At 55.1% G+C, this 25,199-nt stretch carries 24 protein-coding genes and 1 other RNA gene; 14 read left to right on the plus strand and 11 right to left on the minus strand.

Annotated features, from left to right (window positions below; genetic code table 11):
• The 5 genes from rsmE to metK all read right to left on the minus strand — a co-directional run bounded on the left by rsmE (window position 1) and on the right by metK (window position 5,053).
• Window positions 1-732, minus strand: coding sequence for a 16S rRNA (uracil(1498)-N(3))-methyltransferase (rsmE, locus tag ACWKXN_RS17170; protein ID WP_023309126.1), 732 nt, complete (start codon window positions 730-732; stop codon window positions 1-3).
• A gap of 51 nt (window positions 733-783) precedes the next feature.
• The gene (gene endA / locus ACWKXN_RS17175) at window positions 784-1,491 is read right to left on the minus strand and encodes a deoxyribonuclease I (RefSeq protein WP_023333343.1); all 708 of its coding nucleotides are present in this window, start codon (window positions 1,489-1,491) and stop codon (window positions 784-786) included.
• Window positions 1,492-1,585: 94 nt separating this feature from the next.
• The gene (locus tag ACWKXN_RS17180; RefSeq protein WP_454544065.1) at window positions 1,586-2,083 is read right to left on the minus strand and encodes a SprT family zinc-dependent metalloprotease; all 498 of its coding nucleotides are present in this window, start codon (window positions 2,081-2,083) and stop codon (window positions 1,586-1,588) included.
• A 58-nt stretch (window positions 2,084-2,141) separates the two neighbouring features.
• Window positions 2,142-3,539 (minus strand): galactose/proton symporter, encoded by a 1,398-nt coding sequence (gene galP, locus ACWKXN_RS17185; RefSeq protein ID WP_023309123.1) that lies wholly within the window; start codon window positions 3,537-3,539, stop codon window positions 2,142-2,144.
• A 359-nt stretch (window positions 3,540-3,898) separates the two neighbouring features.
• Window positions 3,899-5,053, minus strand: coding sequence for a methionine adenosyltransferase (metK, locus tag ACWKXN_RS17190; protein WP_010435443.1), 1,155 nt, complete (start codon window positions 5,051-5,053; stop codon window positions 3,899-3,901).
• A gap of 425 nt (window positions 5,054-5,478) precedes the next feature.
• Here metK and ACWKXN_RS17195 point away from each other — a divergent pair, with 425 nt between their 5' ends.
• The 4 genes from ACWKXN_RS17195 (at window position 5,479) to speB (ending at window position 8,962) form a co-directional block, all read left to right on the plus strand.
• Window positions 5,479-5,622: a hypothetical protein gene (locus ACWKXN_RS17195; protein ID WP_419095317.1), complete on the plus strand. Its 144-nt coding sequence runs from the start codon at window positions 5,479-5,481 to the stop codon at window positions 5,620-5,622.
• Window positions 5,623-5,716: 94 nt separating this feature from the next.
• Entirely contained in the window at window positions 5,717-5,848 is a 132-nt protein-coding gene (gene yqgB / locus ACWKXN_RS17200; RefSeq protein ID WP_127341063.1) for an acid stress response protein YqgB, read from the plus strand.
• An 8-nt stretch (window positions 5,849-5,856) separates the two neighbouring features.
• Window positions 5,857-7,833 carry a biosynthetic arginine decarboxylase gene (speA, locus tag ACWKXN_RS17205; protein WP_023309121.1) on the plus strand — a complete coding sequence of 659 codons (1,977 nt, stop codon included), beginning with the start codon at window positions 5,857-5,859 and terminating at the stop codon, window positions 7,831-7,833.
• 208 nt (window positions 7,834-8,041) lie between these two features.
• Entirely contained in the window at window positions 8,042-8,962 is a 921-nt protein-coding gene (gene speB / locus ACWKXN_RS17210; RefSeq protein WP_454544066.1) for an agmatinase, read from the plus strand.
• A 51-nt stretch (window positions 8,963-9,013) separates the two neighbouring features.
• Here speB and ACWKXN_RS17215 read toward each other — a convergent pair whose 3' ends face one another.
• Together ACWKXN_RS17215 and loiP are read right to left on the minus strand one after the other, a co-directional pair.
• Window positions 9,014-10,282 carry an OprD family outer membrane porin gene (locus ACWKXN_RS17215; RefSeq protein ID WP_454544067.1) on the minus strand — a complete coding sequence of 423 codons (1,269 nt, stop codon included), beginning with the start codon at window positions 10,280-10,282 and terminating at the stop codon, window positions 9,014-9,016.
• Window positions 10,283-10,492: 210 nt separating this feature from the next.
• Entirely contained in the window at window positions 10,493-11,251 is a 759-nt protein-coding gene (gene loiP, locus ACWKXN_RS17220; RefSeq protein WP_047060435.1) for a metalloprotease LoiP, read from the minus strand.
• Window positions 11,252-11,523: 272 nt separating this feature from the next.
• On the opposite strand from loiP, the gene tkt reads away from it, so the two are divergent.
• From tkt to ACWKXN_RS17255, 7 genes are all read left to right on the plus strand, one after another.
• On the plus strand, window positions 11,524-13,515 hold the full coding sequence (gene tkt, locus ACWKXN_RS17225) for a transketolase (RefSeq protein WP_048977227.1): 1,992 nt from the start codon (window positions 11,524-11,526) through the stop codon (window positions 13,513-13,515).
• A 341-nt stretch (window positions 13,516-13,856) separates the two neighbouring features.
• The gene (gene epd / locus ACWKXN_RS17230; protein WP_087823222.1) at window positions 13,857-14,876 is read left to right on the plus strand and encodes an erythrose-4-phosphate dehydrogenase; all 1,020 of its coding nucleotides are present in this window, start codon (window positions 13,857-13,859) and stop codon (window positions 14,874-14,876) included.
• A 49-nt stretch (window positions 14,877-14,925) separates the two neighbouring features.
• The gene (gene pgk, locus ACWKXN_RS17235; RefSeq protein WP_023333323.1) at window positions 14,926-16,089 is read left to right on the plus strand and encodes a phosphoglycerate kinase; all 1,164 of its coding nucleotides are present in this window, start codon (window positions 14,926-14,928) and stop codon (window positions 16,087-16,089) included.
• A 92-nt stretch (window positions 16,090-16,181) separates the two neighbouring features.
• A complete protein-coding gene (gene fbaA / locus ACWKXN_RS17240) occupies window positions 16,182-17,261 on the plus strand; it encodes a class II fructose-bisphosphate aldolase (protein WP_032660076.1) in 1,080 nt (359 codons plus the stop codon).
• Between the two features lie 186 nt (window positions 17,262-17,447).
• Window positions 17,448-18,302, plus strand: a complete 855-nt coding sequence (gene mscS / locus ACWKXN_RS17245) for a small-conductance mechanosensitive channel MscS (RefSeq protein WP_033146600.1) — start codon at window positions 17,448-17,450, stop codon at window positions 18,300-18,302.
• 145 nt (window positions 18,303-18,447) lie between these two features.
• Window positions 18,448-19,083 carry an arginine exporter ArgO gene (argO, locus tag ACWKXN_RS17250; RefSeq protein WP_021242063.1) on the plus strand — a complete coding sequence of 212 codons (636 nt, stop codon included), beginning with the start codon at window positions 18,448-18,450 and terminating at the stop codon, window positions 19,081-19,083.
• Between the two features lie 91 nt (window positions 19,084-19,174).
• Window positions 19,175-19,915 (plus strand): oxidative stress defense protein, encoded by a 741-nt coding sequence (locus ACWKXN_RS17255; protein WP_023309114.1) that lies wholly within the window; start codon window positions 19,175-19,177, stop codon window positions 19,913-19,915.
• 48 nt (window positions 19,916-19,963) lie between these two features.
• On the opposite strand, the gene argP is transcribed toward ACWKXN_RS17255, so the two are convergent.
• Window positions 19,964-20,857, minus strand: a complete 894-nt coding sequence (gene argP, locus ACWKXN_RS17260) for a DNA-binding transcriptional regulator ArgP (RefSeq protein WP_008499727.1) — start codon at window positions 20,855-20,857, stop codon at window positions 19,964-19,966.
• A gap of 127 nt (window positions 20,858-20,984) precedes the next feature.
• Between argP and rpiA the strand changes: the two genes are divergently transcribed.
• Both rpiA and serA read left to right on the plus strand, forming a co-directional pair.
• Entirely contained in the window at window positions 20,985-21,644 is a 660-nt protein-coding gene (gene rpiA / locus ACWKXN_RS17265; protein ID WP_003860091.1) for a ribose-5-phosphate isomerase RpiA, read from the plus strand.
• A gap of 266 nt (window positions 21,645-21,910) precedes the next feature.
• The gene (serA, locus tag ACWKXN_RS17270; RefSeq protein WP_023309113.1) at window positions 21,911-23,143 is read left to right on the plus strand and encodes a phosphoglycerate dehydrogenase; all 1,233 of its coding nucleotides are present in this window, start codon (window positions 21,911-21,913) and stop codon (window positions 23,141-23,143) included.
• 107 nt (window positions 23,144-23,250) lie between these two features.
• On the opposite strand, the gene ACWKXN_RS17275 is transcribed toward serA, so the two are convergent.
• From ACWKXN_RS17275 to zapA, 3 genes are all read right to left on the minus strand, one after another.
• A complete protein-coding gene (locus tag ACWKXN_RS17275; protein ID WP_032660084.1) occupies window positions 23,251-23,847 on the minus strand; it encodes a 5-formyltetrahydrofolate cyclo-ligase in 597 nt (198 codons plus the stop codon).
• Window positions 23,848-23,871: 24 nt separating this feature from the next.
• A non-coding RNA gene (ssrS, locus tag ACWKXN_RS17280) (6S RNA) lies at window positions 23,872-24,055 on the minus strand.
• A 41-nt stretch (window positions 24,056-24,096) separates the two neighbouring features.
• The gene (gene zapA, locus ACWKXN_RS17285; protein ID WP_006811891.1) at window positions 24,097-24,426 is read right to left on the minus strand and encodes a cell division protein ZapA; all 330 of its coding nucleotides are present in this window, start codon (window positions 24,424-24,426) and stop codon (window positions 24,097-24,099) included.
• Window positions 24,427-24,593: 167 nt separating this feature from the next.
• Here zapA and ACWKXN_RS17290 point away from each other — a divergent pair, with 167 nt between their 5' ends.
• Window positions 24,594-25,172: a YecA/YgfB family protein gene (locus ACWKXN_RS17290; protein ID WP_029739212.1), complete on the plus strand. Its 579-nt coding sequence runs from the start codon at window positions 24,594-24,596 to the stop codon at window positions 25,170-25,172.
• Window positions 25,173-25,199 lie beyond the last annotated feature (27 nt).

Genomic DNA, 25,199 nt, shown 5'->3' on the forward strand with positions numbered 1-25,199 from the left:
TCAACCCAGATCGCCAAACCGTACCTGTAGCGCGGTAATGGCCGTGAGTGCCGTTGTCTCAGTGCGCAGAACGCGAGGTCCCAACAGAATATCAGTAAACTGGTAACGTGCCGTCATCGCAATTTCATCCGCCGACAGGCCGCCTTCGGGGCCAATCAGCAGGCGTACGCGCTCAACGGGCAGAGGCAGCGTATTGATGCTGGCGCTGGCGCGCGGATGAAGATTGAGCTTCAGCCCGCTCTCCTCTTCTGCACACCAGTCCTCCAGATCCATCGCCGGGCGGATCTCCGGAATACGGTTGCGGCCACTCTGTTCGCAAGCCGCAATGGCAATTTTCTGCCACTGCTGGATCTTTTTGTTCAGACGTTCCGCATCCAGTTTAACGCCACAGCGCTCAGAAAAAAGTGGCGTAATGAGGCTTACACCCAGTTCAATGGATTTCTGAATGGTGAACTCCATTTTCTCGCCGCGCGACATCACCTGGCCCAGATGGATGTGCAGCGGTGATTCCCGGTCATCCACTTCGCCACGCAGGACGTTAACGTGTACGCTTTTTTTATCAGACCGCGTGATTTCCGCGTCGAAAACCTGGTTCGAGCCGTCGAACAGCTGTATTGCCTGACCTGCGCCCATGCGCAGCACGCGGCCAACGTGGTTGGCGGCGTCATCAGACAGGGCGATTTCGCGGCCTGCGGTAATCAGTTCAGGATGGTAAATGCGGGGAATGCGCATAGTCAGAAATTCCATGTGTCATGCGATATAAGCGAATTGCCGTAGTGTAGGTTAGCTCTTTTGCGCCTGGCAAGCCCGCTGGACGTAAGGGTTGTGATTCCCCTGGACTCTGGCGATACGTTCGTCGCGCTGGCATTCCCACTCCGTCACCGGGTACTGCTTGTCCCAGGCGTTGAACAGCTGCGTCTGCTGGCGGGAGAGGTTGAGGTCGTAACGGTCGCGCATATAGAAGTAGGTGCGGGCAATGCTGCCGCGCGCGCGGGCAGGGGGCTCGGCGACTTTCTCTTTAAAATCAACCTTCATACCGCACTGGCCGTACTGGCCTTCGCCACCGTTCCACTGGCTATACATGAAATTACCCCGGTCGCCGTTCACTTCACCGACGGCAGGCTGCAGGTTATGCATATCGCTTTCCATCTGGCGATAAACCGGATCTTTGGCGCAGTTTTTACGTCCGCCATCCTGCCAGCACTGGCGCTGGTGGCCAAACTGCCAGGCCGGAACGACATGTTCCCATTCAATGCGGCTGGCGCGGTTTTCGTTTTTACGCACCTTATAGCCGCAGGACTCAAGGTCAACGACCCCTTTTTTACCCTGCCAGTTAATTTTACAGCCGCAGTAGAAATCGCCCGGCACATCGGCGTTTACCTTCACGCCTGCTGCCTTGGCCTGGGAAAAACTGTTGATACCGTCGGCCAGAGCATGGCCTGAGAGCGCCGTCGTCAGAAAGGCGACCGCGAGAGAAAAATTACGGGACATCTTACACTCCGTGTCAAAACGAGCCCGCAACGTAACGAATGTTGTTCCCGTATGCAATCAGTCAGATCAGGAAAGTTCCTGAAAGTTCAGATGATTATTCCGCAACCAGCGGCTCGCCGCATTTGACGCAGCGGTAGGTCGCCTCGCCGCGCACCACGCGATTATGGCGGCGGACGGTGAGCTGGTGCTGCTGACACTGGCAGCGGTAGGGGAAGGTATTGCGGCGCACCGATTCCAGCTCGAACTGATGGGTACGGCGTGCCGGAACGCCGAGCACCGCTTCCATCATCCACTTCCACTCTTTTCCGTGGGGCGCGACGCGTCCGAAGTGTTTCCACACCAGCAAATGCGCCAGCTCGTGCGGTACCACTTCCTCGATAAACGCCTGCTGGTTTTCCATCATCAGCACCGGGTTAAGGCGGATCTCATTGGGCTCGAGCCAGGCGGTACCCGCCGCGGTTCCGCGTTGCTGATAAACGATCTTAGGTTCAGGGTAATTGCGACCGAGCTTCAGGTTCGCCTGGGCGAGTTTTTCCCGCAGGCAGCGCATAACGGCTTGCTGAAGGGCGATGGGGAGACGGGGTGCTTTCATAGAGGCAGAGCATAAAGTGCGAAGCGGGGAGGCGCAAGAGGCGCCTCCCGCATGAGGATCAGTCGTGGGCGCCGATTTCGCGCAGCGGACGACCTTTCATCAGGTTACGTTCAATATGTTCCAGAGAAACGTGTTTGGTTTCTGGAACCAGCCAGATTGTCAGCACAATAAAGAAGATGTTCAGACCAGCGTAGACCCAGAAGGTGTTCGCGTTGCCCAGGGTATTGAGCATGGTCAGGAACGTTGCGCCGACGATCATGTTGGCAATCCAGTTGGTTGCGGTAGAGCAGGTGATACCAAAATCACGCCCTTTCAGCGGCTGGATCTCAGAGCACAGCACCCAAATCAGCGGGCCGGCGCTCATCGCAAACCCGACGATAAACATCAGCAGCATGCCGACCGCAAAGTACTGGGCGGTTGGTGAGTGAATGCCCACATGCATCATGGTACCGAGGACACCCATACCGGCCGCCATCACCAGGAAGCCCAGCGTCAGGGTTGGCTTACGTCCCCAGCGGTCCACCAGGCCGATGGCGATAAAGGTCGCCAGCACGTTGGTCAGACCCACGATGACGGTCCCCCACATCTGCTCGGTGGTGTTGGTATAGCCCGCCAGCTCAAAGATTTTTGGCGCGTAATACATGATGACGTTCATCCCGGTGAACTGCTGCATGACCTGAAGCAGCACGCCGAGGAACACCGCGCGGCGGAAGTTGCTGTTCTCTTTAAACAGCGCCCAGCCGGACTGTTTGACCTTCAGGCTTTCGCGGATCTCTTCCAGCTCGTTTTTCGCTTCGGCGCTGGTGTCGCGCAGGCGCATCAGTACGCGTTCGGCATCGTGGAATCGACGTTTGGCGGCAAACCAGCGCGGGCTGTCCGGCAGGAAGAAGACGCCAATCAGCAGCAGAATTGCCGGGATGATGATCACGCCGAGCATCCAGCGCCATGCGCCGCTGTAGCTAAACGCGGTATCGGAAAGGTACGCGCCCAAAATACCGATGGTGATCATGAGCTGATACATCGAAATCATACTGCCGCGGATTTTCTCCGGCGCGATTTCAGACAGGTAAAGCGGGGCGGTATAGGACGCCACGCCCACGGCCAGGCCGAGCAGCACGCGGGAAACCAGCAGAACCTCAACGTTAGGCGCAGCGGCAGAGAAGAGTGAACCGGCAACGAACAGGATCGCGCCGATCATCAGGCTCTTTTTACGCCCGAGCTTGAAGGAGAGCCAGCCGCTGCCGACGGCACCCACTGCGGCACCGAACATCATGGAGCTGACCACCCACTCCTGGGTGTGAGCGCTGATCTGGAACTCGTCAGTGATGAAAGGTAATGCACCGGCAATAACGCCGATATCCAGGCCAAAAAGTAATCCTGCCAGGGCGGCGAGGAAACAGACGAAGAATGTCATCGCCTTGTTGGACGTACGCCCCTGTTTTTTATTGTCAGGCATTATGCCCTCCAGTTGGGTTATCAGTTTTATTGATGTAAAGGGTAGGTGAGTGACCCGTAAAAATATGTGAGATTAATCACATAGGTGTAATCGGTTACACTAGCGTGCAACCGTAAAAATAATTAAAGCTTTGAAAATATAGAGGTAAACGAGGTGATATGCATCGCGAAAGAACACATTTCAGACTTAACTGAAAGGCGATGTAACAGCAGAAGAAAGGCGATCATGCAAAGAGAATATTCTGAAAGCGAGACGCGTCCGGTGCGGTGTAATCGGTACCATATGTGCACCTTTGCGGCGCCACCAACAAAAAAAGGCCAGCCCGAAGGCTGGCCTTTTATCACGCAGATGTCAGTCGATTACTTCAGACCGGCAGCTTCACGCAGCAGGGCGGCTTTGTCGGTTTTTTCCCATGGGAAATGTTCACGACCAAAGTGACCGTATGCCGCGGTTTCTTTGTAGATTGGGTGCAGCAGATCCAGCATCTGAATCAGGCCGTATGGACGCAGGTCGAAGAACTCGCGCACCAGCAGCGTCAGCTGTTCTGAAGGCACTTTCTCGGTACCGAAGGTTTCAACCATGATGGAGGTTGGCTCAGCTACGCCGATCGCGTAGGAAACCTGGATCTCACAGCGGTCAGCCAGTCCGGCTGCAACGATGTTTTTCGCCACATAACGTGCCGCGTACGCCGCAGAACGGTCAACTTTAGACGGATCTTTACCAGAGAACGCACCGCCACCGTGACGCGCCATGCCGCCGTAGGTATCAACGATGATTTTACGACCGGTCAGGCCGCAGTCGCCCATTGGGCCGCCGATAACGAAGCGTCCGGTTGGGTTGATGAAGAATTTGGTCGCAGAGCTCAGCCATTCGGTCGGCAGAACCGGCTTGATGATCTCTTCCATCACTGCTTCCTGCAGGGATTTCTGATCGATATCTTCGGAATGCTGGGTAGAAAGCACTACCGCGTCAATCCCAACGATTTTGCCGTCGTCATACTGGAAGGTGACCTGGCTTTTCGCATCCGGGCGCAGCCACGGCAGGGTGCCGTTTTTACGCACTTCAGCCTGACGCTGCACCAGACGGTGTGCGTAGGTGACCGGTGCTGGCATCAGCACGTCGGTTTCGTTGGTTGCATAGCCGAACATCAGGCCCTGGTCGCCCGCGCCCTGTTCCAGCGGATCGGCACGGTCAACGCCCTGGTTGATGTCTGGAGACTGTTTGCCAATCGCGCTCAGAACCGCGCAGGAGTTGGCATCAAAGCCCATATCAGAATGCACATAGCCGATCTCACGCACCGTGTTACGGGTGATCTCTTCGATATCAACCCATGCGCTGGTGGTGATCTCACCGCCAACCAGAACCATGCCGGTTTTGACATAGGTTTCGCACGCGACGCGCGCTTTAGGATCCTGCGCCAGGATCGCATCCAGCACCGCATCAGAGATTTGGTCAGCAATTTTATCAGGATGTCCTTCTGATACGGACTCGGACGTAAACAGGTGTTTTGCCATGTTTTATTTCACCTAAGAGGAATTTGGTTAGCTCAAGCTGCTGTGCGGAATAGCCAAAGGAGATAATTCTACCAAGGCCTGCAGGTTTTTGACACTGGCAGTATGAGTGTTAATCAGTATAGATGGATTAACATCTGGACGGCTATTTTAGGTCACTTCTTCGCCCGATTTCCAGTTTTTTTTGATTCATCTCTCACTGCGTTGAAATGGCGGCTGGAAATTTTTCCTGACGCTGCTGGCAGCTCGCGCATTTTTGTTTTGCTTTTTAGCCCCCTTCTCGGTATAAAACGCGGCGCGCGGCTCATATAAAATAAGCGCTCGATGAACTCATCGTGTCGCCACTTCCAGCCGGGTTAAGCAGTGAACTTTTAGCTTTGGCTTGTGGTCCGTTTCAACAGAAGCGGCCGTGGAGGTGATACGAGATAATGAACCATCGTTTTCCGCACATTCAGCGCAGCCGTTCTGGCGCGTATTTGATTCCCGCAACCCGCATTTCTAGTCTGCAAACCTGCCGATGTTATACCCATCTCGGCGCTTCTCAGGATTCCAGGGCCGGTCACGCTTTGTGAAAACTGAACAAGGGCGCTCTTGTTAATACAAGAGTTTTCTCGTGGTTTCGCCGAACCTTGTCATACAGAGTTCGGATACGTGTTTTACAATGATATGAATAAGAAACCGGTCGCACGGTCTGGTTTTCAGCATACTCTGCTGGGAAACGGAGCCGTTTATGGGTTGTTATCGCCGTATAACGCTGCGATAGTAGTCAACTGTTTTACACTTATTACAAAGAGTTGAGGTTCGCTATGTCTGACGACATGTCTTCTTTTTCGCCTTCGTCAGCGGGCGAACAGGGTGTACTACGTTCTATGCAGGAGGTTGCGATGAGCTCCGAGGAAGCCAGCAAGATGCTGCGCACTTACAATATTGCCTGGTGGGGCAATAACTACTACGACGTCAACGAACTGGGCCACATCAGCGTCTGCCCGGATCCGGACGTCCCTGAAGCGCGCGTGGATCTCGCGAAACTGGTGAAAGCCCGTGAGGCTCAGGGCCAGCGTTTGCCTGCACTGTTCTGCTTCCCGCAGATCCTGCAACATCGCCTGCGTTCTATTAACGCCGCGTTCAAGCGCGCGCGTGAGTCCTACGGCTATAAAGGCGACTATTTCCTGGTTTACCCGATCAAGGTGAACCAGCACCGCCGCGTGATTGAATCCCTGATCCACTCCGGCGAGCCGCTGGGCCTGGAAGCAGGCTCCAAAGCGGAGCTGATGGCGGTTCTGGCGCATGCAGGCATGACCCGTTCAGTGATCGTCTGTAACGGCTATAAAGACCGTGAATACATTCGTCTGGCGCTGATCGGCGAAAAGATGGGCCACAAGGTCTATCTGGTTATCGAAAAGATGACCGAAATCGCCATCGTGCTGGAAGAGGCCGAACGTCTGAACGTGGTGCCACGCCTTGGCGTGCGTGCGCGTCTGGCGTCACAAGGTTCCGGTAAATGGCAGTCCTCAGGCGGCGAGAAATCCAAGTTCGGCCTGGCGGCAAACCAGGTGCTGCAGCTGGTGGAAATCCTGCGCGAGCGCGGTCGTCTGGACAGCATTCAGCTGCTGCACTTCCACCTCGGCTCGCAGATGGCCAATATTCGCGACATCGCCACCGGCGTGCGTGAGTCAGCGCGTTTCTACGTTGAGCTGCACAAGCTCGGCGTGAATATTCAGTGCTTCGACGTGGGCGGCGGCCTCGGCGTGGACTACGAAGGGACCCGCTCGCAGTCTGACTGTTCCGTGAACTACGGCCTGAACGAATACGCGAACAACATCATCTGGGCGATCGGTGATGCCTGTGAAGAGAACGGCCTGCCGCACCCGACGGTGATCACCGAATCCGGTCGCGCGGTGACCGCGCACCATACGGTGCTGGTCTCTAACATCATCGGCGTTGAGCGTAGCGAAATCAGCGAAGCGACGCCTCCGGCAGACGATGCTCCGCGTTCCCTGCAAAGCATGTGGGAAACCTGGCAGGAAATGCACGAGCCGGGCACGCGTCGTTCCCTGCGCGAATGGCTGCACGACAGCCAGATGGACCTGCATGATATTCACGTGGGTTATTCTTCAGGCACCTTCAGCCTGCAGGAGCGCGCGTGGGCGGAGCAGCTCTACCTGAACATGTGCCATGAAGTGCAGAAACAGCTCGACCCGAGCAACCGCGCGCACCGTCCGATTATCGACGAGCTGCAGGAACGTATGGCGGACAAGATTTACGTCAACTTCTCGCTTTTCCAGTCGATGCCGGATGCCTGGGGTATCGACCAGCTGTTCCCGGTTCTGCCGCTGGAAGGGCTGAACCACGCGCCGGAACGCCGTGCGGTGCTGCTGGACATCACCTGTGACTCCGACGGTGCCATCGACCACTACGTTGACGGCGACGGTATCGCAACGACGATGCCAATGCCGGAATACGACCCGGAGAACCCACCGATGCTGGGCTTCTTTATGGTCGGCGCGTATCAGGAGATCCTCGGCAACATGCACAACCTGTTCGGTGATACCGAAGCGGTGGACGTGTTCGTGTTCCCTGACGGCAACGTGGAAATCGAGCTGTCCGATGAAGGGGACACCGTGGCGGACATGCTGGAATACGTTCAGCTGGATCCGAAAAAACTGCTCACTCAGTTCCGCGACCAGGTGAAAAACACCGGTCTGGACGATGCGCTCCAGCAGCAGTTCCTGGAAGAGTTTGAAGCGGGCCTGTACGGGTACACCTACCTGGAAGACGAGTAGGAAAACGCTCTCTCCCACAGGGAGAGGGCGGGGTGAGGGCATCAGACCGCACAATGCCCTATACTCACTTGAACCCGTATGCATTACCGGCGATAATTCGCCCCAATAAGCGATTTACGAATCAATCCCTTCCTCGTCGGGTTTAACGACGCGGAGGGGATTTTTTTTCATCTGTTTTTAATGTATCGACTTTAAAAGAGGTCAGGACATGAGCACTTTAGGTCATCAGTACGATAACTCTCTGGTATCTAACGCGTTTGGTTTTTTACGCCTTCCGATGAACTTCCAGCCGTACGACAGCGACGCTGACTGGGTGATCACCGGTGTGCCGTTCGATATGGCAACATCTGGCCGCGCGGGTGGTCGTCACGGCCCGGCAGCGATCCGTCAGGTTTCCACTAACCTGGCCTGGGAGCATAACCGCTTCCCGTGGAGCTTCGACATGCGCGAGCGCCTGAACGTGGTGGACTGCGGTGACCTGGTGTACGCCTTCGGCGACGCGCGTGAGATGAGCGAGAAGCTGCAGGCGCACGCCGAGAAGCTGCTGGCTGCCGGTAAGCGCATGCTCTCCTTCGGCGGCGACCACTTCGTGACCCTGCCGCTGCTGCGTGCCCATGCGAAGCACTTCGGTAAAATGGCGCTGGTGCACTTCGATGCACATACCGACACCTACGCGAACGGCTGCGAGTTTGACCACGGCACCATGTTCTTCACCGCGCCGAACGAAGGTCTGATCGACCCGAACCACTCCGTGCAGATCGGCATTCGCACCGAGTTCGACAAAGACAACGGTTTCACCGTGCTGGATGCGGGCCAGGTTAACGATCGCGGCGTCGACGACATCATCGCTCAGGTGAAGCAGATCGTGGGTGATATGCCCGTGTATCTGACCTTCGACATCGACTGTCTGGATCCGGCATTTGCACCGGGCACCGGTACGCCGGTCATCGGCGGTTTGACCTCAGATCGTGCCATCAAGCTGGTGCGCGGCCTGAAGGATCTGAACATTGTCGGGATGGACGTGGTGGAAGTGGCGCCTGCGTATGACCAGTCCGAGATCACCGCGCTGGCCGCAGCGACTCTGGCGCTGGAAATGCTCTACATTCAGGCAGCCAAAAAAGGCGAATAAGCCTCACCTTGCGTGAAAAAAACCTCTCTATTGAGAGGTTTTTTATTGTCTTCAGAACACGTTAAACGGGTATTCCACATAAGCGCGGATCTCGTCCCCGCCCACGTTGTACTCGCTGGCGTTGCCGGAGACGCGCAGTACGGAGTAGCGCAGTTTAAGCTTCAGATCCTTCGCCGGACCATCCTGCACCTGGTACTGGATCTGGTTAAACCACTCGTGCTCTTTGCCGTTGCTGGTTTCAGAGGTTTTAATATTATCCCCACGCACGTAGGCAGTGGTCCAGCTCAGGCCCGGTAAGCCAAGGCCGCCAAAGTCCAGACCGTAGGATGCCTGCCAGGAACGTTCGTCTTCGCCGTTAAAATCAGACCAGTAGGAGTTCGCCAGCCAGATGGTGTTTCCGCCGTCACCCACGCCGCCCTTGTCACGATAGCCGCCGTAGTTGTAGCCGGTGCTGCCGCTGCTCTGCTGGTACGCCACTTTGAACGTGTGAATATCCCAGATGTAGCTCGCCGCCAGGCTCCAGATGGTGTTGCTGCGGCCCGTGTCGAGGCTGTCCGCGTAACCCTGATCCAGACGGGAGTTATAGCCGTTGAAGTCGAGCACCAGCTGCTGCCCGGTGCTGAACGGCTGTTTGAAGTTCATGCCCAGGTACTGCTTGTTCATCACCTCTTCATTACGAGAGGCGTACAGCGCGCCGCTGAACTGGTCGTTAAACTGATAGCTCGCACCGCCGAAGGAGAGGCTCTTCAGTCCACTGTCGTGGCGGTCATCGCTTTTACGCTGCTCGTCGGTGAAGTAACCGGCGTTGATTTCCAGACCGTCGATCTCTTTCGAGGTCAGCATGGTGCCGGTGTAGCTTTCAAACAGCAGGCGGGAGCTGTCGGCATTCACGATGGGCAGCTCAGGGCGCTGATTTCCGTAGCTCAGTACGGTATTCGAGATGCGCATTTTGGCGGTTGCGCCAAACTTTGCCAGATCGGATTTTGCCCGGCCGTCGTCTTCCTGCTTAAAGAAGTCGATGCCGCCCGCGCCGCTCTTGCCGCGGCCGCCGTCCAGGCGCACGCCATACTGCGCGATTCCGTCCACGCCAAAGCCCACCAGCCCTTCGGTATAGCCGGATGCAAACGTGGCGATGATCCCCTGACCCCATTCGGCTTTGTCCTGCTGGCCCTGATGGTAGTCGCGGCTGATATACGCATTGCGTAAAAACAGATCCAGATGGCTGTCGTCAATAAAACCCTGGCTGTCGGATTGCTGGCTTGCAGCGGCAGGTAATGCAGCAAATAAACTTAAAGCAATTAATGATAATTCTTTTTTCACGGAGGGAACGTCTCTGTCTGGATATAGTAATTTGAATAACTGCGGGGGTGATAATTACCGGAAAAAGTAACCTTTGCAATAATTATGTGACCAGACATTTCAAGGCGATAAGGCAGATTTGGCGGGGCTTTCAGGGGTGTTATCGATACGTGCTGTTAAGTTAACAATTCATGCGAAATAAAAAGGAGGCAAAATTGCCTCCTTCTGAAATTATTTAATCCCGTCTGCGGCCATACGGTCGCGAATATGCTGTGCGCGTTCTTCTGAGGCCGGGTGATCGTCAAACATGGAGCTTTGGCGTCCGGCTTCCAGCTTGGCCAGTTTTTCGAAGCTGGTGGCTAAGCCTGATGGATTAATGCCGCGTTTGCGCAACAGGTCGTAGGAGTAGTCATCCGCCTCGGACTCCTGACGCTGTGAGAACTGAGAGTTAACCAGTTTTTCACCCACGTCGCCAAGCTGTGACTGCGACAGGCTGCCAACGATACCGCCCGCAGAGGCCGCCGCTGCGCGGATGGCATTGGTGCCCAGGGCAACCTGCATCCCTTTCTTCACGTGTCCCAGGGCAACGTGGCCCATTTCATGGCCGATGACCGCTTCCACTTCGTTGTCGGTCATCATGTCCATCAGCCCGCTGTAGACACGGATACAGCCGTTCGCCATCGCGAAGGCGTTGACATCTTTCGCCATGTACACCTTGTAGTTCACCGGCTGGCCGTTGATGTTGTCGCCCAGCGCGGAAGCAATCTTATTCAGACGCTGCGTGTAGGTACTGTTAGCCGGCGCAAGCGTGGCTTTTCCGTCCATATCTTTACAGGCCTGGTCGCTCAGCGCTTTCACCTGCGCATCGCTCAGGGAATAGGCCTGAAAGGCCTCTGCGCCTGACGTCATCAGACCGTTAGAATCCATATTCTGACAGCCGCTCAGCAGGAGCGTTGTACCCAGGGTCAGCACTATTGCACGCATTTTCATGAGGTTGCTTCCGTACTCGTTAAACTGAATAAAATCCGAAAAGGGCACCGTCAGCGAAGCCGGTGTCGGGCTAAGTATAAGGAATATCTACAGGGCCGGGCGAGCAGATTGCGCAACATGCGAGCATGATCCAGAGATTTCTTAACAAGCAAAAGAATGCTCCATGTACATGACTTGCGGCTTGGGTTACATTGTTGGCACTTTTTTCCGGCGTAGCCCAAAACGCGCTGTCGTCAAGGGCATGGCCTTTAACAGTCCGATCTGGAGTTAAAATGTCCTCACGTAAAGAGCTTGCTAATGCTATTCGTGCGCTGAGCATGGACGCAGTACAGAAAGCCAAATCCGGCCACCCAGGGGCTCCTATGGGTATGGCTGATATCGCCGAAGTCCTGTGGCGTGATTTCCTGAACCACAACCCGCAGAACCCGTCATGGGCTGACCGCGACCGCTTCGTGCTGTCCAACGGCCACGGCTCTATGCTGATCTATAGCCTGCTGCACCTCACCGGCTACGATCTGCCTATCGAAGAGCTGAAAAACTTCCGTCAGCTGCACTCTAAAACTCCAGGTCACCCGGAAGTGGGTTACACCGCTGGCGTAGAAACCACCACCGGCCCGCTGGGTCAGGGTATTGCTAACGCTGTGGGTATGGCGATTGCCGAGAAGACGCTGGCGGCGCAGTTCAACCGTCCTGGTCACGACATCGTTGACCACTTCACCTACGCGTTCATGGGCGACGGCTGCATGATGGAAGGCATTTCTCACGAAGTGTGCTCCCTGGCAGGTACCCTGAAGCTGGGCAAACTGGTTGCGTTCTATGACGACAACGGTATCTCCATCGACGGTCACGTTGAAGGCTGGTTCACCGACGACACCGCTGCACGTTTCGAAGCCTACGGCTGGCACGTAGTGCGTGGCGTTGATGGTCACGATGCTGACTCGATTAAACGTGCAGTGGAAGAAGCGCGCGCTGTGACGGACAAACCGTCCCTGCTGATGTGCAAAACCATCATCGGCTTCGGCTCCCCGAACAAAGCGGGTACTCACGACTCCCACGGCGCACCGCTGGGCGACGCGGAAATCGCACTGACCCGCGAAGCGTTGGGCTGGAAACACCCTGCATTCGAAATCCCGTCTGAGATCTACGCTCAGTGGGATGCAAAAGAAGTAGGCCAGGCGAAAGAAGCGGCCTGGAACGAGAAATTCGCTGCCTATGCGAAAGCGTTCCCGCAGGAAGCGGCTGAATTCACCCGTCGTATGAAAGGTGATATGCCGTCAGACTTCGACGCGAAAGCGAACGAATTCATCGCTAAGCTGCAGGCGAACCCGTCTAAAATCGCGAGCCGTAAAGCGTCTCAGAATGCGATTGAAGCGTTCGGCCCATGGCTTCCAGAATTTCTGGGCGGCTCCGCTGACCTGGCGCCATCTAACCTGACCCTGTGGTCTGGTTCTAAGCCAATCAACGAAGATACTGCCGGTAACTACATCCATTACGGTGTACGTGAATTCGGTATGACCGCGATTGCCAACGGTATCTCCCTGCACGGTGGTTTCCTGCCGTACACCTCTACCTTCCTGATGTTTGTCGAATATGCACGTAACGCCGTGCGTATGGCCGCGCTGATGAAACAGCGTCAGGTGATGGTCTACACCCACGACTCCATCGGTCTGGGCGAAGATGGTCCAACTCACCAGCCGGTAGAGCAGGTGGCTTCCCTGCGCGTGACCCCGAACATGAGCACATGGCGTCCATGTGACCAGGTGGAATCCGCGGTGGCGTGGAAATACGGCGTTGAGCGTCAGGACGGTCCAACCGCGCTGATCCTCTCCCGTCAGAACCTGGCACAGCAGGAGCGTACGCCTGAGCAGCTGGCGAACATCGCTCGCGGTGGTTACGTGCTGAAAGATTGCGCGGGCCAGCCAGAGCTGATCTTCATCGCCACCGGTTCGGAAGTTGAACTGGCGGTTGCAGCGTGGGAAAAACTGACTGCCGAAGGCGTGAAAGCGCGCGTGGTCTCCATGCCGTCTACCGATGCGTTCGACAAACAGGATGCTGCCTACCGTGAATCCGTCCTGCCTAAAGCGGTTTCCGCGCGTGTGGCAGTGGAAGCGGGTATCGCTGACTACTGGTTCAAATACGTGGGCCTGAACGGCGCTATCGTCGGTATGACCACCTTCGGTGAATCTGCTCCGGCAGAGCTGCTGTTCGAAGAGTTCGGCTTCACCGTTGAGAACGTTGTCGCGAAAGCGAAAGAACTGCTGTAATCGTTTGTACGGTGCGGGCTGATGCCCTCACCCCAACCCTCTCCCACGGGGAGAGGGTGCATACACTAAAAAACGGTAACCTCTCGGTTACCGTTTTGCTTTTACCTTGCTGCCATTATTCCACCTAAAATGTGACGCAAGTCATATAGCGCGCTTATTCATCTGGACAGACATTCCTTTTATTCCCCGATTCGCTTATTCTTGCTGAAGCGTTTCAGTCGATTAAATGTTCGACAATTGACCAATCAATCGCAGTTTGTGACAGCAAGGATTCCCCTTCGGGCGTAGCTGGATTACTCTTTCAGCCACCTCAAACTCAGGGATTGCTTTGCAGGAGATCTATGACCGTACGCGTAGCGATTAATGGCTTCGGTCGCATCGGACGTAACGTGGTTCGTGCTTTATATGAATCAGGACGTCGGGCGGAAATAACCGTGGTGGCAATCAATGAACTGGCGGATGCTACGGGCATGGCGCATTTGTTGAAATATGACACCAGCCACGGACGCTTTGCCTGGGACGTACGCCAGGAAAGAGAACAGCTGTTTGTGGGTGACGACGCTATTCGTGTGCTGCATGAGAACAGCATCTCCGGGCTACCCTGGCGTGAACTGGGTGTGGATGTGGTGCTTGACTGTACCGGCGTGTACGGCAGCCGCGAACATGGCGAAGCGCATCTGGCAGCAGGCGCGAAAAAAGTCCTGTTTTCTCATCCCGGCAGTAACGACCTCGACGCGACCGTCGTGTTTGGCGTCAACCAGCATGAGCTGCAGGCCGAACACCGCATTGTTTCCAACGCCTCCTGTACCACTAACTGCATTATTCCGGTCATCAAACTGTTAGACGATGCGTATGGCATTGAATCCGGCACCGTGACCACGATTCACTCCGCCATGCACGATCAGCAGGTTATCGACGCCTACCATCCGGACTTACGACGCACTCGCGCAGCGAGCCAGTCAATCATTCCGGTGGACACGAAACTGGCTGCAGGGATCACCCGAATTTTTCCGCAGTTTAATGACCGATTTGAAGCGATTGCCGTGCGTGTTCCGACGATTAACGTCACCGCAATCGACCTTAGCGTGACGGTGAAAAAACCGGTAAAAGCCTGTGAAGTCAACCTGTTGCTGCAAAAAGCGGCACAGGGGGCATTTCATGGTATAGTTGACTATACGGAATTACCGTTGGTCTCAGTAGATTTTAACCACGACCCGCACAGCGCCATCGTCGATGGCACGCAAACGAGAGTCAGTGGCGCACACCTTATCAAGACGCTGGTCTGGTGTGATAACGAATGGGGCTTTGCTAACCGAATGCTCGACACTACGTTAGCAATGGCCGCTCAAGGTTTCAGGTAAGACGCATTGTGCGTCTGCAAAACTTTAAGAATCAACGAGAGGATTCACCATGTCTGTAATTAAGATGACCGATCTGGATCTGGCTGGTAAACGCGTTTTCATCCGTGCCGATCTGAACGTACCGGTTAAAGATGGCAAAGTGACCAGCGACGCGCGTATCCGTGCATCTCTGCCAACCATCGAACTGGCTCTGAAGCAGGGCGCGAAAGTGATGGTCACCTCCCACCTGGGTCGTCCAACTGAAGGCGAGTACAACGAAGAGTTCTCTCTGCTGCCAGTGGTTAATTACCTGAAAGACAAACTGTCCAACCCGGTTCGCCTGGTGAAAGATTACCTGGACGGCGTTGAAGTTGCAGCCGGTGAACTGGTTGTTCTGGAAAACGTTCGCTTTAACAAAGGCGAAAAGAAAGACGACGAAACTCTTTCCAAAAAATACGCTGCACTGTGCGACGTGTTCGTGATGGATGCATTCGGTACGGCTCACCGTGCTCAGGCGTCAACCCACGGTATCGGTAAATTTGCAGACGTAGCGTGCGCCGGTCCTCTGCTGGCTGACGAACTGGAAGCGCTGGGTAAAGCACTGAAAGAACCTGCTCGTCCAATGGTGGCTATCGTTGGTGGTTCTAAAGTTTCTACCAAACTGACCGTTCTGGATTCCCTGTCTAAAATCGCTGACCAGCTGATCGTTGGCGGTGGTATCGCGAACACCTTCGTTGCCGCTCAGGGCCACAACGTGGGCAAATCCCTGTACGAAGCAGACCTGGTTGACGAAGCCAAACGCCTGCTGAGCACCTGCGATATCCCGGTTCCAACTGACGTTCGCGTTGCGACCGAGTTCTCCGAAACCGCAACCGCGACCCTGAAATCTGTTAACGACATCAAAGACGAAGAGCAGATTCTGGACCTGGGCGACGTTTCTGCACAGAAACTGGCTGAAATCCTCAAAAACGCAAAAACTATCCTGTGGAACGGTCCTGTTGGCGTGTTCGAATTCCCGAACTTCCGCAAAGGTACTGAAATCGTTGCTAACGCTATCGCAGACAGCGAAGCGTTCTCTATCGCAGGCGGTGGTGACACCCTGGCGGCAATCGACCTGTTCGGTATCGCTGACAAGATCTCCTACATCTCCACTGGTGGCGGCGCATTCCTCGAATTCGTGGAAGGCAAAGTACTGCCAGCAGTAGCAATGCTCGAAGAGCGCGCTAAGAAGTAAGCCATTCCAGGGCAGGGAAACCTGCCCAATTTTCAGCGCGCTTTTAAGAGCTCGCACCTTTTCTAACGGCCGAAGATACAGGACTAAGCAACATGTCTAAAATTTTTGATTTCGTAAAACCTGGCGTTATCACTGGTGATGACGTACAGAAAGTGTTCCAGGTAGCTAAAGAAAACAACTTCGCTCTGCCAGCAGTTAACTGCGTGGGTACCGACTCCATCAACGCCGTACTGGAAACTGCTGCTAAAGTTAAAGCGCCAGTTATCGTTCAGTTCTCTAACGGCGGCGCTGCGTTCATCGCAGGTAAAGGCGTTAAAACTGACATTCCTCAGGGTGCTGCAATCCTGGGCGCTATCTCTGGTGCGCACCACGTACACCAGATGGCTGAGCACTACGGTGTTCCAGTTATCCTGCACACTGACCACTGCGCGAAGAAACTGCTGCCGTGGATCGACGGTCTGCTGGACGCGGGTGAAAAACACTTCGCGGCTACCGGTAAGCCACTGTTCTCTTCTCACATGATCGACCTGTCTGAAGAGTCATTGCACGAAAACATCGAAATCTGCTCCAAATACCTGGCGCGCATGGCCAAAATGGACATGACTCTGGAAATCGAACTGGGTTGCACCGGTGGTGAAGAAGACGGTGTGGACAACAGCCACATGGACGCTTCTGCACTGTACACCCAGCCAGAAGACGTTGATTACGCTTATACCGAGCTGAGCAAAATCAGCCCACGCTTCACCATCGCAGCGTCCTTCGGTAACGTACACGGCGTTTACAAACCAGGTAACGTGGTTCTGACCCCGACCATCCTGCGTGATTCTCAGGAATATGTTTCCAAGAAACACAACCTGCCGCACAACAGCCTGAACTTCGTCTTCCACGGCGGTTCCGGTTCTTCTGCTCAGGAAATCAAAGACTCCGTAAGCTACGGCGTAGTGAAAATGAACATCGATACCGACACCCAGTGGGCAACATGGGACGGTATCCTGCAGTACTACAAAACCAACGAAGCTTACCTGCAGGGTCAGCTGGGCAACCCGAAAGGCGAAGACCAGCCGAACAAGAAATACTACGATCCACGCGTATGGCTGCGCGCTGCCCAGACTTCAATGATTACTCGTCTGGAGCAGGCATTCAAAGAACTGAACGCGGTAGACGTTCTGTAATTTGAGCTGCTAACAGCATCAGAAGGCCCGCAAATGCGGGCCTTTTTTTATGCTTTTTCAATACCCTGCCAGGCCGGTTTTTGTGATCTGTTTGGCAATACTTGCGCTTTTTGTTTACCCTTTACGGACCTGCCTGTCTCCATGGGGGATGGATTTTGTGTTTTGGTTTAACAAAAGGAAGAATAAATGGAACAACTCGATGTTGTAGACAGCATCAATAACGCCGGTAACTGGCTGGTGCGCAACCAGGCGCTGCTGCTGAGCTATGCCGTGAACATCGTCGCGGCGATTGCCATCATCATCGTCGGGATGATCGTGGCGCGCATTGTATCGAACACGGTTAACCGCGTAATGCTGGCCCGTAATATTGACGCCACGGTGGCTGACTTCCTCTCCGCGCTGGTGCGCTACGGCATTATCGCCTTTACGCTGATTGCGGCGCTGGGCCGTGTGGGCGTGCAGACCGCTTCCGTCATTGCCGTTCTCGGTGCCGCCGGTCTGGCTATTGGTCTGGCGCTGCAGGGTTCGCTGTCAAACCTGGCGGCTGGCGTTCTGCTGGTCACCTTCCGTCCGTTCCGCTCCGGTGAATACGTTGACCTTGGCGGCATTGCCGGAACCGTGCTGCAGGTGCAGATTTTCTCAACGACCATGCGTACCGTCGATGGCCGCATCGTGGTCGTGCCGAACGGGAAAATCATCGCGGGCAACATCATTAACTTTTCCCGTGAACCGGTGCGTCGTAACGAACTGATTATCAGCGTGGCGTACGACTCCGACATCGATCAGGTGAAGTCGCTGATCAGCAACATCATTGCTTCAGACGATCGCATTCTGAAAGACAAAGAGCAGACGGTTCGCCTGAACGAGCTGGGCGCTTCCTCCATTAACTTCGTGGTGCGTATCTGGAGCAAAAGCAGCGATCTGCAAAACGTGTACTGGGACGTGCTTGAGCGCATTAAGCGCGACTTTGATGCCAACGGCATCAGCTTCCCGTACCCTCAGATGGATGTAAACGTCAAAAAAGTCAAAGAAGCCGAATAACTTCTCCCGCAGGCCCGGTAGGCGCTAGCGCCACCGGGCTTTATTTTTATAAGTGCTGCTAATCCCCAATTAATATTATCAATTTCCTCTAATGTAATTCGCGCAGTATAGTCTCCTTCCAGAACAATACTGTGAGAATTTCGTCATGTTATCTTATTATTTTCAAGGGCTTGCCTTAGGTGCGGCCATGATCCTTCCCCTTGGCCCGCAAAATGCGTTTGTGATGAACCAGGGCATTCGCCGCCAGTATCATCTGATGATTGCCCTGCTGTGCGCGGTAAGCGATTTACTGCTGATCTGTGCCGGAATTTTTGGCGGCAGCGCATTGCTCATGCAGTCTCCCTGGCTACTGGCGCTGGTCACCTGGGGTGGCGTGGCGTTTTTGCTCTGGTACGGTTTTGGTGCCCTGAAAACGGCGATGAGCAGCAACCTCGAACTGGCGAGCGCGGAAGTCATGAAGCAGGGCCGCTGGAAGATTATCGTCACCATGCTGGCGGTCACCTGGCTTAATCCGCATGTTTATCTGGACACCTTCGTGGTGCTGGGCAGCCTGGGCGGGCAGCTGGACGTTGAGCCGAAACGCTGGTTTGCGCTGGGTACGGTTAGCGCCTCTTTCCTCTGGTTCTTTGGCCTCGCCATTCTGGCTGCATGGCTGGCTCCTCGCCTGCGTACGGCCAAAGCCCAGCGCATCATTAATACGCTGGTGGGGCTGGTGATGTGGTTTATTGCTTTTCAGCTGGCAAAAGAGGGGATTCATCACGTACAGGAATTGTTCAACTAATCCTTGTCTTATGGACAACTGAACAAGACCCGCTAAGCTTGCTGGCATGCGCCCTGTTAATGGGCACTCTTCGCAACATGGAGGAATAACAGTGAAGTTTAAGGTGATGGCCCTGGCGGCATTAGTAAGTTTTGGTGCGGTGTCGGTGCAGGCAAGTGAACTGCCGGATGGCCCGCACATCGTCACTTCAGGCACCGCAAGCGTGGACGCGGTACCCGATGTCGCAACGCTGGCAATTGAAGTCAATGTGTCTGCGAAAGATGCGGCATCTGCCAAGAAGCAGGCTGACGATCGTGTTGCGCAATACCTCTCTTTCCTCGAGCAGAACGGTGTCGGTAAAAAAGATATCAACTCCGCGAACCTGCGTACTCAACCCGATTACGACTACCAGAATGGTAAAAGCATCCTGAAAGGCTACCGTGCCGTGCGTACCGTCGAAGTGACCGTGCGTCAGCTGGATAAGCTTAATTCGCTGCTGGATGGCGCGCTGAAGGCGGGTCTGAACGAAATTCGTTCCGTGTCGCTGGGCGTTGCGCAACCGGAGAAATACAAAGACGAAGCGCGTAAAGCGGCGATTGATGATGCCATTCACCAGGCGGAACAGCTGGCTTCTGGCTTTAAGAGCAAGCTCGGCCCGGTTTACAGCGTGCGTTACCACGTCTCTAACTACCAGCCAAGCCCGATGGTACGGATGATGAAAGCTGATGCAGCTCCGGTGTCTGCTCAGGAAACTTACGAGCAGCCAACCATTCAGTTTGACGATCAGGTGGATGTGGTGTTCCAGCTGGAGCCAACCCAAACTCAGCAAACTGAGGCGGCTAAGGCGCAGTAATTTGCCCTCACCCTAACCCTCTCCCGCAGGGAGAGGGAATTCAATCGATTAATCCTGTCTCAACACCTTGTGCCCGTAGGCCAGCAGCGCGTCGGTGACGTTGCGCATCATGCGGCTTTCTGGCGCAAACCGGTGCCAGTAGAGCATCCGGCGCTGATATAGCCCCGGCGTGAGGTCAATCAGCTCACCGCTTTTCAACTCTTTCTCAATCTGCAGATGCGGGATCATGCAGCAGGTGGTGCCCTGACGCGCAAGCTGCACAAAGGCTTCAGACGAGTTGACGATATGGCACGGCACGCTGCCCGGCGGCAGATCGAAGTTTTGCTGCAGGAACGCCTGATGCATATCGTCCAGATGGTCGAACGCCACGGCAGGGGCTTTCAGCAGCGCGGCGCGGGTGACGCCGTTCGGGAAGTAGCGCTCGGCAAAGGCTTTTGAACCCACAAACAGGTAGTCCAGCGCGCCCAGCTGATCGACAAGACAGCTTGGCAGCGCCTGAGGCTGAATACTGACTGCCCCAACCACTTCACCGCGACGCAGGCGCTCCTGGGTACGGGTTTCATCTTCAACCTGTAAATTCAGACGGATAGGGGAATCCGCTAATACCGGCGCAAGGGCCGGCAGCAGCCAGGTTGCCAGGCTGTCGGCGTTAACCGCCAGAGAGAGCAGCAGCGGCGTAGAGCCCGTTTGTTCGTCACCCAGCCACTCGTCTTCCAGCAGTTCAACCTGGCGCAGCAGGGCGAGAAGTTTTTGCCCTTGCTCGGTTGGACGTGGCGGCACGGTACGCACCAGCAGCGGCTGGCCGAACATGTTTTCAAGCTGTTTGATACGCTGTGATACGGCGGACTGGGTGATGCAAAGCTTTTGCGCCGCGCGCTCAAAACCGCGTTCACGAATAACTGCATCAAGTGCCTGTAGTGTTCTGTAGTCCGGACGTTTCATTGCTCTGGCTGGCTCCCTAATTTTGCTTATTCTGCACTATGACACAATTTTCCCTTCGTGGCAGACGAATTCCATTCGACGTGTTCTATAATGCGCCCTGAGTTTTCACACCACAGGCAAAACGATCATGACGCAGGATGAACTGAAAAAAGCAGTAGGATGGGCCGCTCTCCAGTACGTGCAGCCGGGTACCATTGTCGGTGTCGGTACGGGATCAACCGCGGCACACTTTATCGATGCGCTGGGCACGATGAAGGGGCAAATCGAGGGCGCGGTTTCCAGCTCTGATGCTTCCACGGAAAAGCTGAAAAGCCTCGGCATTACCGTTTTCGATCTCAACGAAGTGGATCGTCTGGGGATTTACGTTGATGGTGCGGATGAAATCAACGGCCACATGCAGATGATCAAAGGCGGCGGCGCGGCGCTGACGCGCGAGAAGATCATCGCCTCCGTTGCGGACAAGTTCATCTGCATCGCGGATGCCTCCAAGCAGGTCGACATTCTGGGTAATTTCCCGCTGCCGGTCGAAGTGATCCCAATGGCGCGTAGCGCGGTTGCCCGTCAGCTGGTGAAGCTGGGCGGTCGTCCGGAATACCGTCAGGGCGTCGTCACCGACAACGGTAACGTGATCCTCGACGTTCACGGTCTGGAAATTCTTGACGCGATTGCGCTGGAAAATGCCATCAACGGTATTCCAGGCGTAGTGACCGTAGGGCTATTCGCCAACCGTGGCGCGGATGTGGCGCTGATCGGCACCGCTGACGGCGTGAAAACCATCGTAAAATGATCTGACGGGGGGAGTCCTCCCCCCGCTAAAAAATTTTTGAAAAGCTAAATTCGGTGACTTGTGTCACGTTTTTACGCCTCATTTGCCGATCCTGCCGCGTTTGTAAATTTCCATAGCATTTTCCTCTGACATTTTGCTCTGTATGACTTTTCTTCAGAGTGCCGACGCAAACGTTCATATTGCTGCAATAGTTTTTTTTGATATGTTGGCTACAGCGGATTCATATCCAGCACAACATCAGTTCAGACAAAAACAGGGTCGGGTAAATGGCAAAGGTATCACTGGAGAAAGACAAGATTAAATTCCTGCTGGTCGAGGGCGTGCATCAAAAAGCAATCGATAGCCTTCGTGCGGCAGGTTACACCAACATCGAATTTCACAAAGGCGCGCTCGATACCGAAGAGCTGAAAGCGTCCATCCGTGATGCCCACTTCATTGGCCTGCGATCCCGTACTCACCTGACTGAAGAGGTTATTGCCGCGGCGGAAAAGCTGGTGGCTATCGGCTGCTTCTGTATCGGTACCAACCAGGTTGACCTGAATGCTGCCGCCAAACGTGGTATTCCCGTCTTCAACGCCCCGTTCTCCAACACCCGTTCCGTGGCGGAGCTGGTGATTGGCGAACTGCTGCTGCTTCTGCGCGGCATTCCTGAAGCGAACGCCAAGGCGCACCGCGGCGTGTGGAACAAGCTGGCGTCCGGCTCATATGAAGCGCGTGGTAAAAAACTGGGGATTATCGGCTACGGCCACATCGGTACGCAGCTCGGTATTCTGGCGGAATCCCTGGGTATGCACGTGTTCTTCTACGATATCGAAAGCAAGCTGCCGCTGGGCAATGCGACCCAGGTTCAACACCTTTCTGACCTGCTGAACATGAGCGACGTGGTGAGCCTGCACGTGCCGGAAAATGCGTCTACTAAAAACATGATGGGCGCGGAAGAGCTGGCGCTGATGAAGCCGGGCTCACTGCTGATCAACGCCGCGCGCGGCACGGTTGTCGATATCCCGGCCCTGGCGGATGCGCTGAAGCGTAAGCACCTGGCGGGCGCGGCCATCGACGTCTTCCCGACGGAGCCAGCGACTAACAGCGATCCGTTTACCTCTCCGCTGTGCGAATTCGACAACGTGATCCTGACGCCGCACATCGGCGGCTCTACCCAGGAAGCGCAGGAGAATATCGGCCTGGAAGTAGCGGGTAAGCTGAGCAAATATTCCGACAACGGTTCTACGCTCTCTGCCGTGAACTTCCCGGAAGTGTCTCTGCCGCTGCACGGTGGTCGTCGTCTGCTGCACATCCACGAAAACCGTCCTGGCGTGCTGACCGCGATCAACCAGATCTTTGCCGAGCAGGGCGTCAACATTGCCGCACAGTATCTGCAAACGAATTCGCAGATGGGCTACGTGGTTATTGATATCGAAGCGGATGACGATGTTGCTGAGAAAGCGCTGCAGAGCATGAAGGCGATTCAGGGGACGATTCGCGCGCGTCTGCTGTACTGATGGTGCGAGGTAAATGCAAAACGGTAACGATAGTTACCGTTTTTTATGTTTTCACCCTCTCCCTGTGGGAGAGGGCTGGGGTGAGGGCATCAGGCCGCACGTTTGATTCACCACTCCCACAACTTTGATGGCGTCACTACCGCCGGCAACGGCACATCCCACTTCTCCACCGGCAACGCCTCCACACCCTGACAATCATGCGCATAACCCACCGGCTGCAATCCGTACTGCTGCCAGTTTTGCAGCGTCCGGTCATAAAAACCGCCGCCCATCCCTAAACGCTGGCCCTGTTCATCAAACGCCACCAGTGGCGTGATCAGCACATCCAGCTGTGACAGCGGGAGCACGTCGCGCACGTCGAGTTTCGGCTCGGTGATTTTCAGGCGATTCACCACCAGCTCGCTGTGCGGGTGGTAGTGCAGAAACAGCAAATTACCTTCGCTGAACGGGTGCAGCACCGGCAGATAGACCTTCTTCCCGGCGCGCCAGAGCTGCTCTATCAGCGGTTGGGTATCCAGTTCTCCATCAAATGACAGAAACAGCGCAACGGTGTGCGCCATCACGACAGGGGGATACGCCATCATACGGGCGGCGGCCTGCTGGGCAAAATGCGCTTGCTGATCGGCGGTTAACGCACGGCGGCGCTGACGAATTAACTGACGGATGTCCTGGCGTGAAGCAGAAACTTCAGGGAATTGGGTCATGGTAGTCGGTAGAAGAAAAGAGAGGGAATCTCCGAGATGCCGCCGCAGGCTGTAACCCTTGAACCCTTGGTTCAAGGTGAATGTGTCGTCATAGTTTTAAGGCTTCTCGGACGGACCGAGCATGCTCACCAACCATGGAGCGCCACATTCTTGTGGTATGAAATATCGGCTCAGGGGACTGGCCCGCTTGCGAACATCTCAGAGAAATTTTGTCTTCACAGTTACTCTACCATAGTCAACTGAGAAGTGTTATTCAAACTTTGGTCCCGGTCTTTCGGGATTGCGACCTTGATCAAGCAATGCCTGTTCTATGGTCTGCTGGAGCATTTTAATGCGCTGCTCCATGCTTGCCGCGTAATCGCGGGTCTTTGCTTTTTCCTGAGTCAGTTCATAGCTGATGTTCAACGCGGCGATGAAAACCAGCTGCTCAGTATTTGTGACTCTAGTGCGTTCTTTTAGATCTTGCAACCGCTGATTCAAATCGTCCGCTGCCTGATTCAAAGCATCCCTTTGTTCAGGCGGACAATTCACTCGCAGTGAACGGCCAAAAATCTGGAGATCGACGGGTTGTGCAGACATGCCACCTTCCTGCTGATTGACTGCGCTGCCTTCGCTTACTGCCCCGGGGCTGCGAAGGGGCGACACTATAGCTACCCTGATGTGAAGATACAAGCCCTTTTCTGGTATCACCAGGGTCCAAAGTGGTAGCATATCATGAAACTTCCCCCCTTTGATGACGAATGCTCATGTCTATACAGAACGAAATGCCTGGTTACAAGGATTTAAACCAGTTACTGAACCAGCAGGGAGTCGGTTTAACCCCTGCCGAAATGCACGGTCTGATCAGTGGCATGCTGTGCGGCGGAAACAGCGACAGCTCATGGCAGCCGCTGATCCACGACCTCACGAATGAAGGGCTGGCGTTTGGTCACGAGCTGGCGGAAGCGCTGCGTAAAATGCACGCCGCAACCAGCGATTCGCTGGAAGACGATGGCTTCCTTTTTCAGCTTTATCTGCCTGAAGGCGACGACGTCAGCGTGTTCGATCGCGCCGATGCGCTGGCCGGCTGGGTAAACCACTATCTGCTGGGGCTGGGCGTGACGCAGCCTAAACTGGATAAAGTGACCGGCGAAGCGGGTGAGGCGATCGACGACCTGCGTAACATTGCCCAGCTCGGCTACGATGAAGACGAAGACCAGGAAGAGCTGGAAATGTCTCTTGAAGAGATTATCGAGTACGTGCGCGTGGCGGCACTGCTGTGCCACGATAACTTCACGCGCTCTCAGCCGACCGCGCCGGAAGTCCGCAAGCCAACCTTACATTAAGAAAAATAACGCACAGGAGGGTGTCAT

Source organism: Enterobacter sp. UPMP2060 (assembly GCF_053709655.1).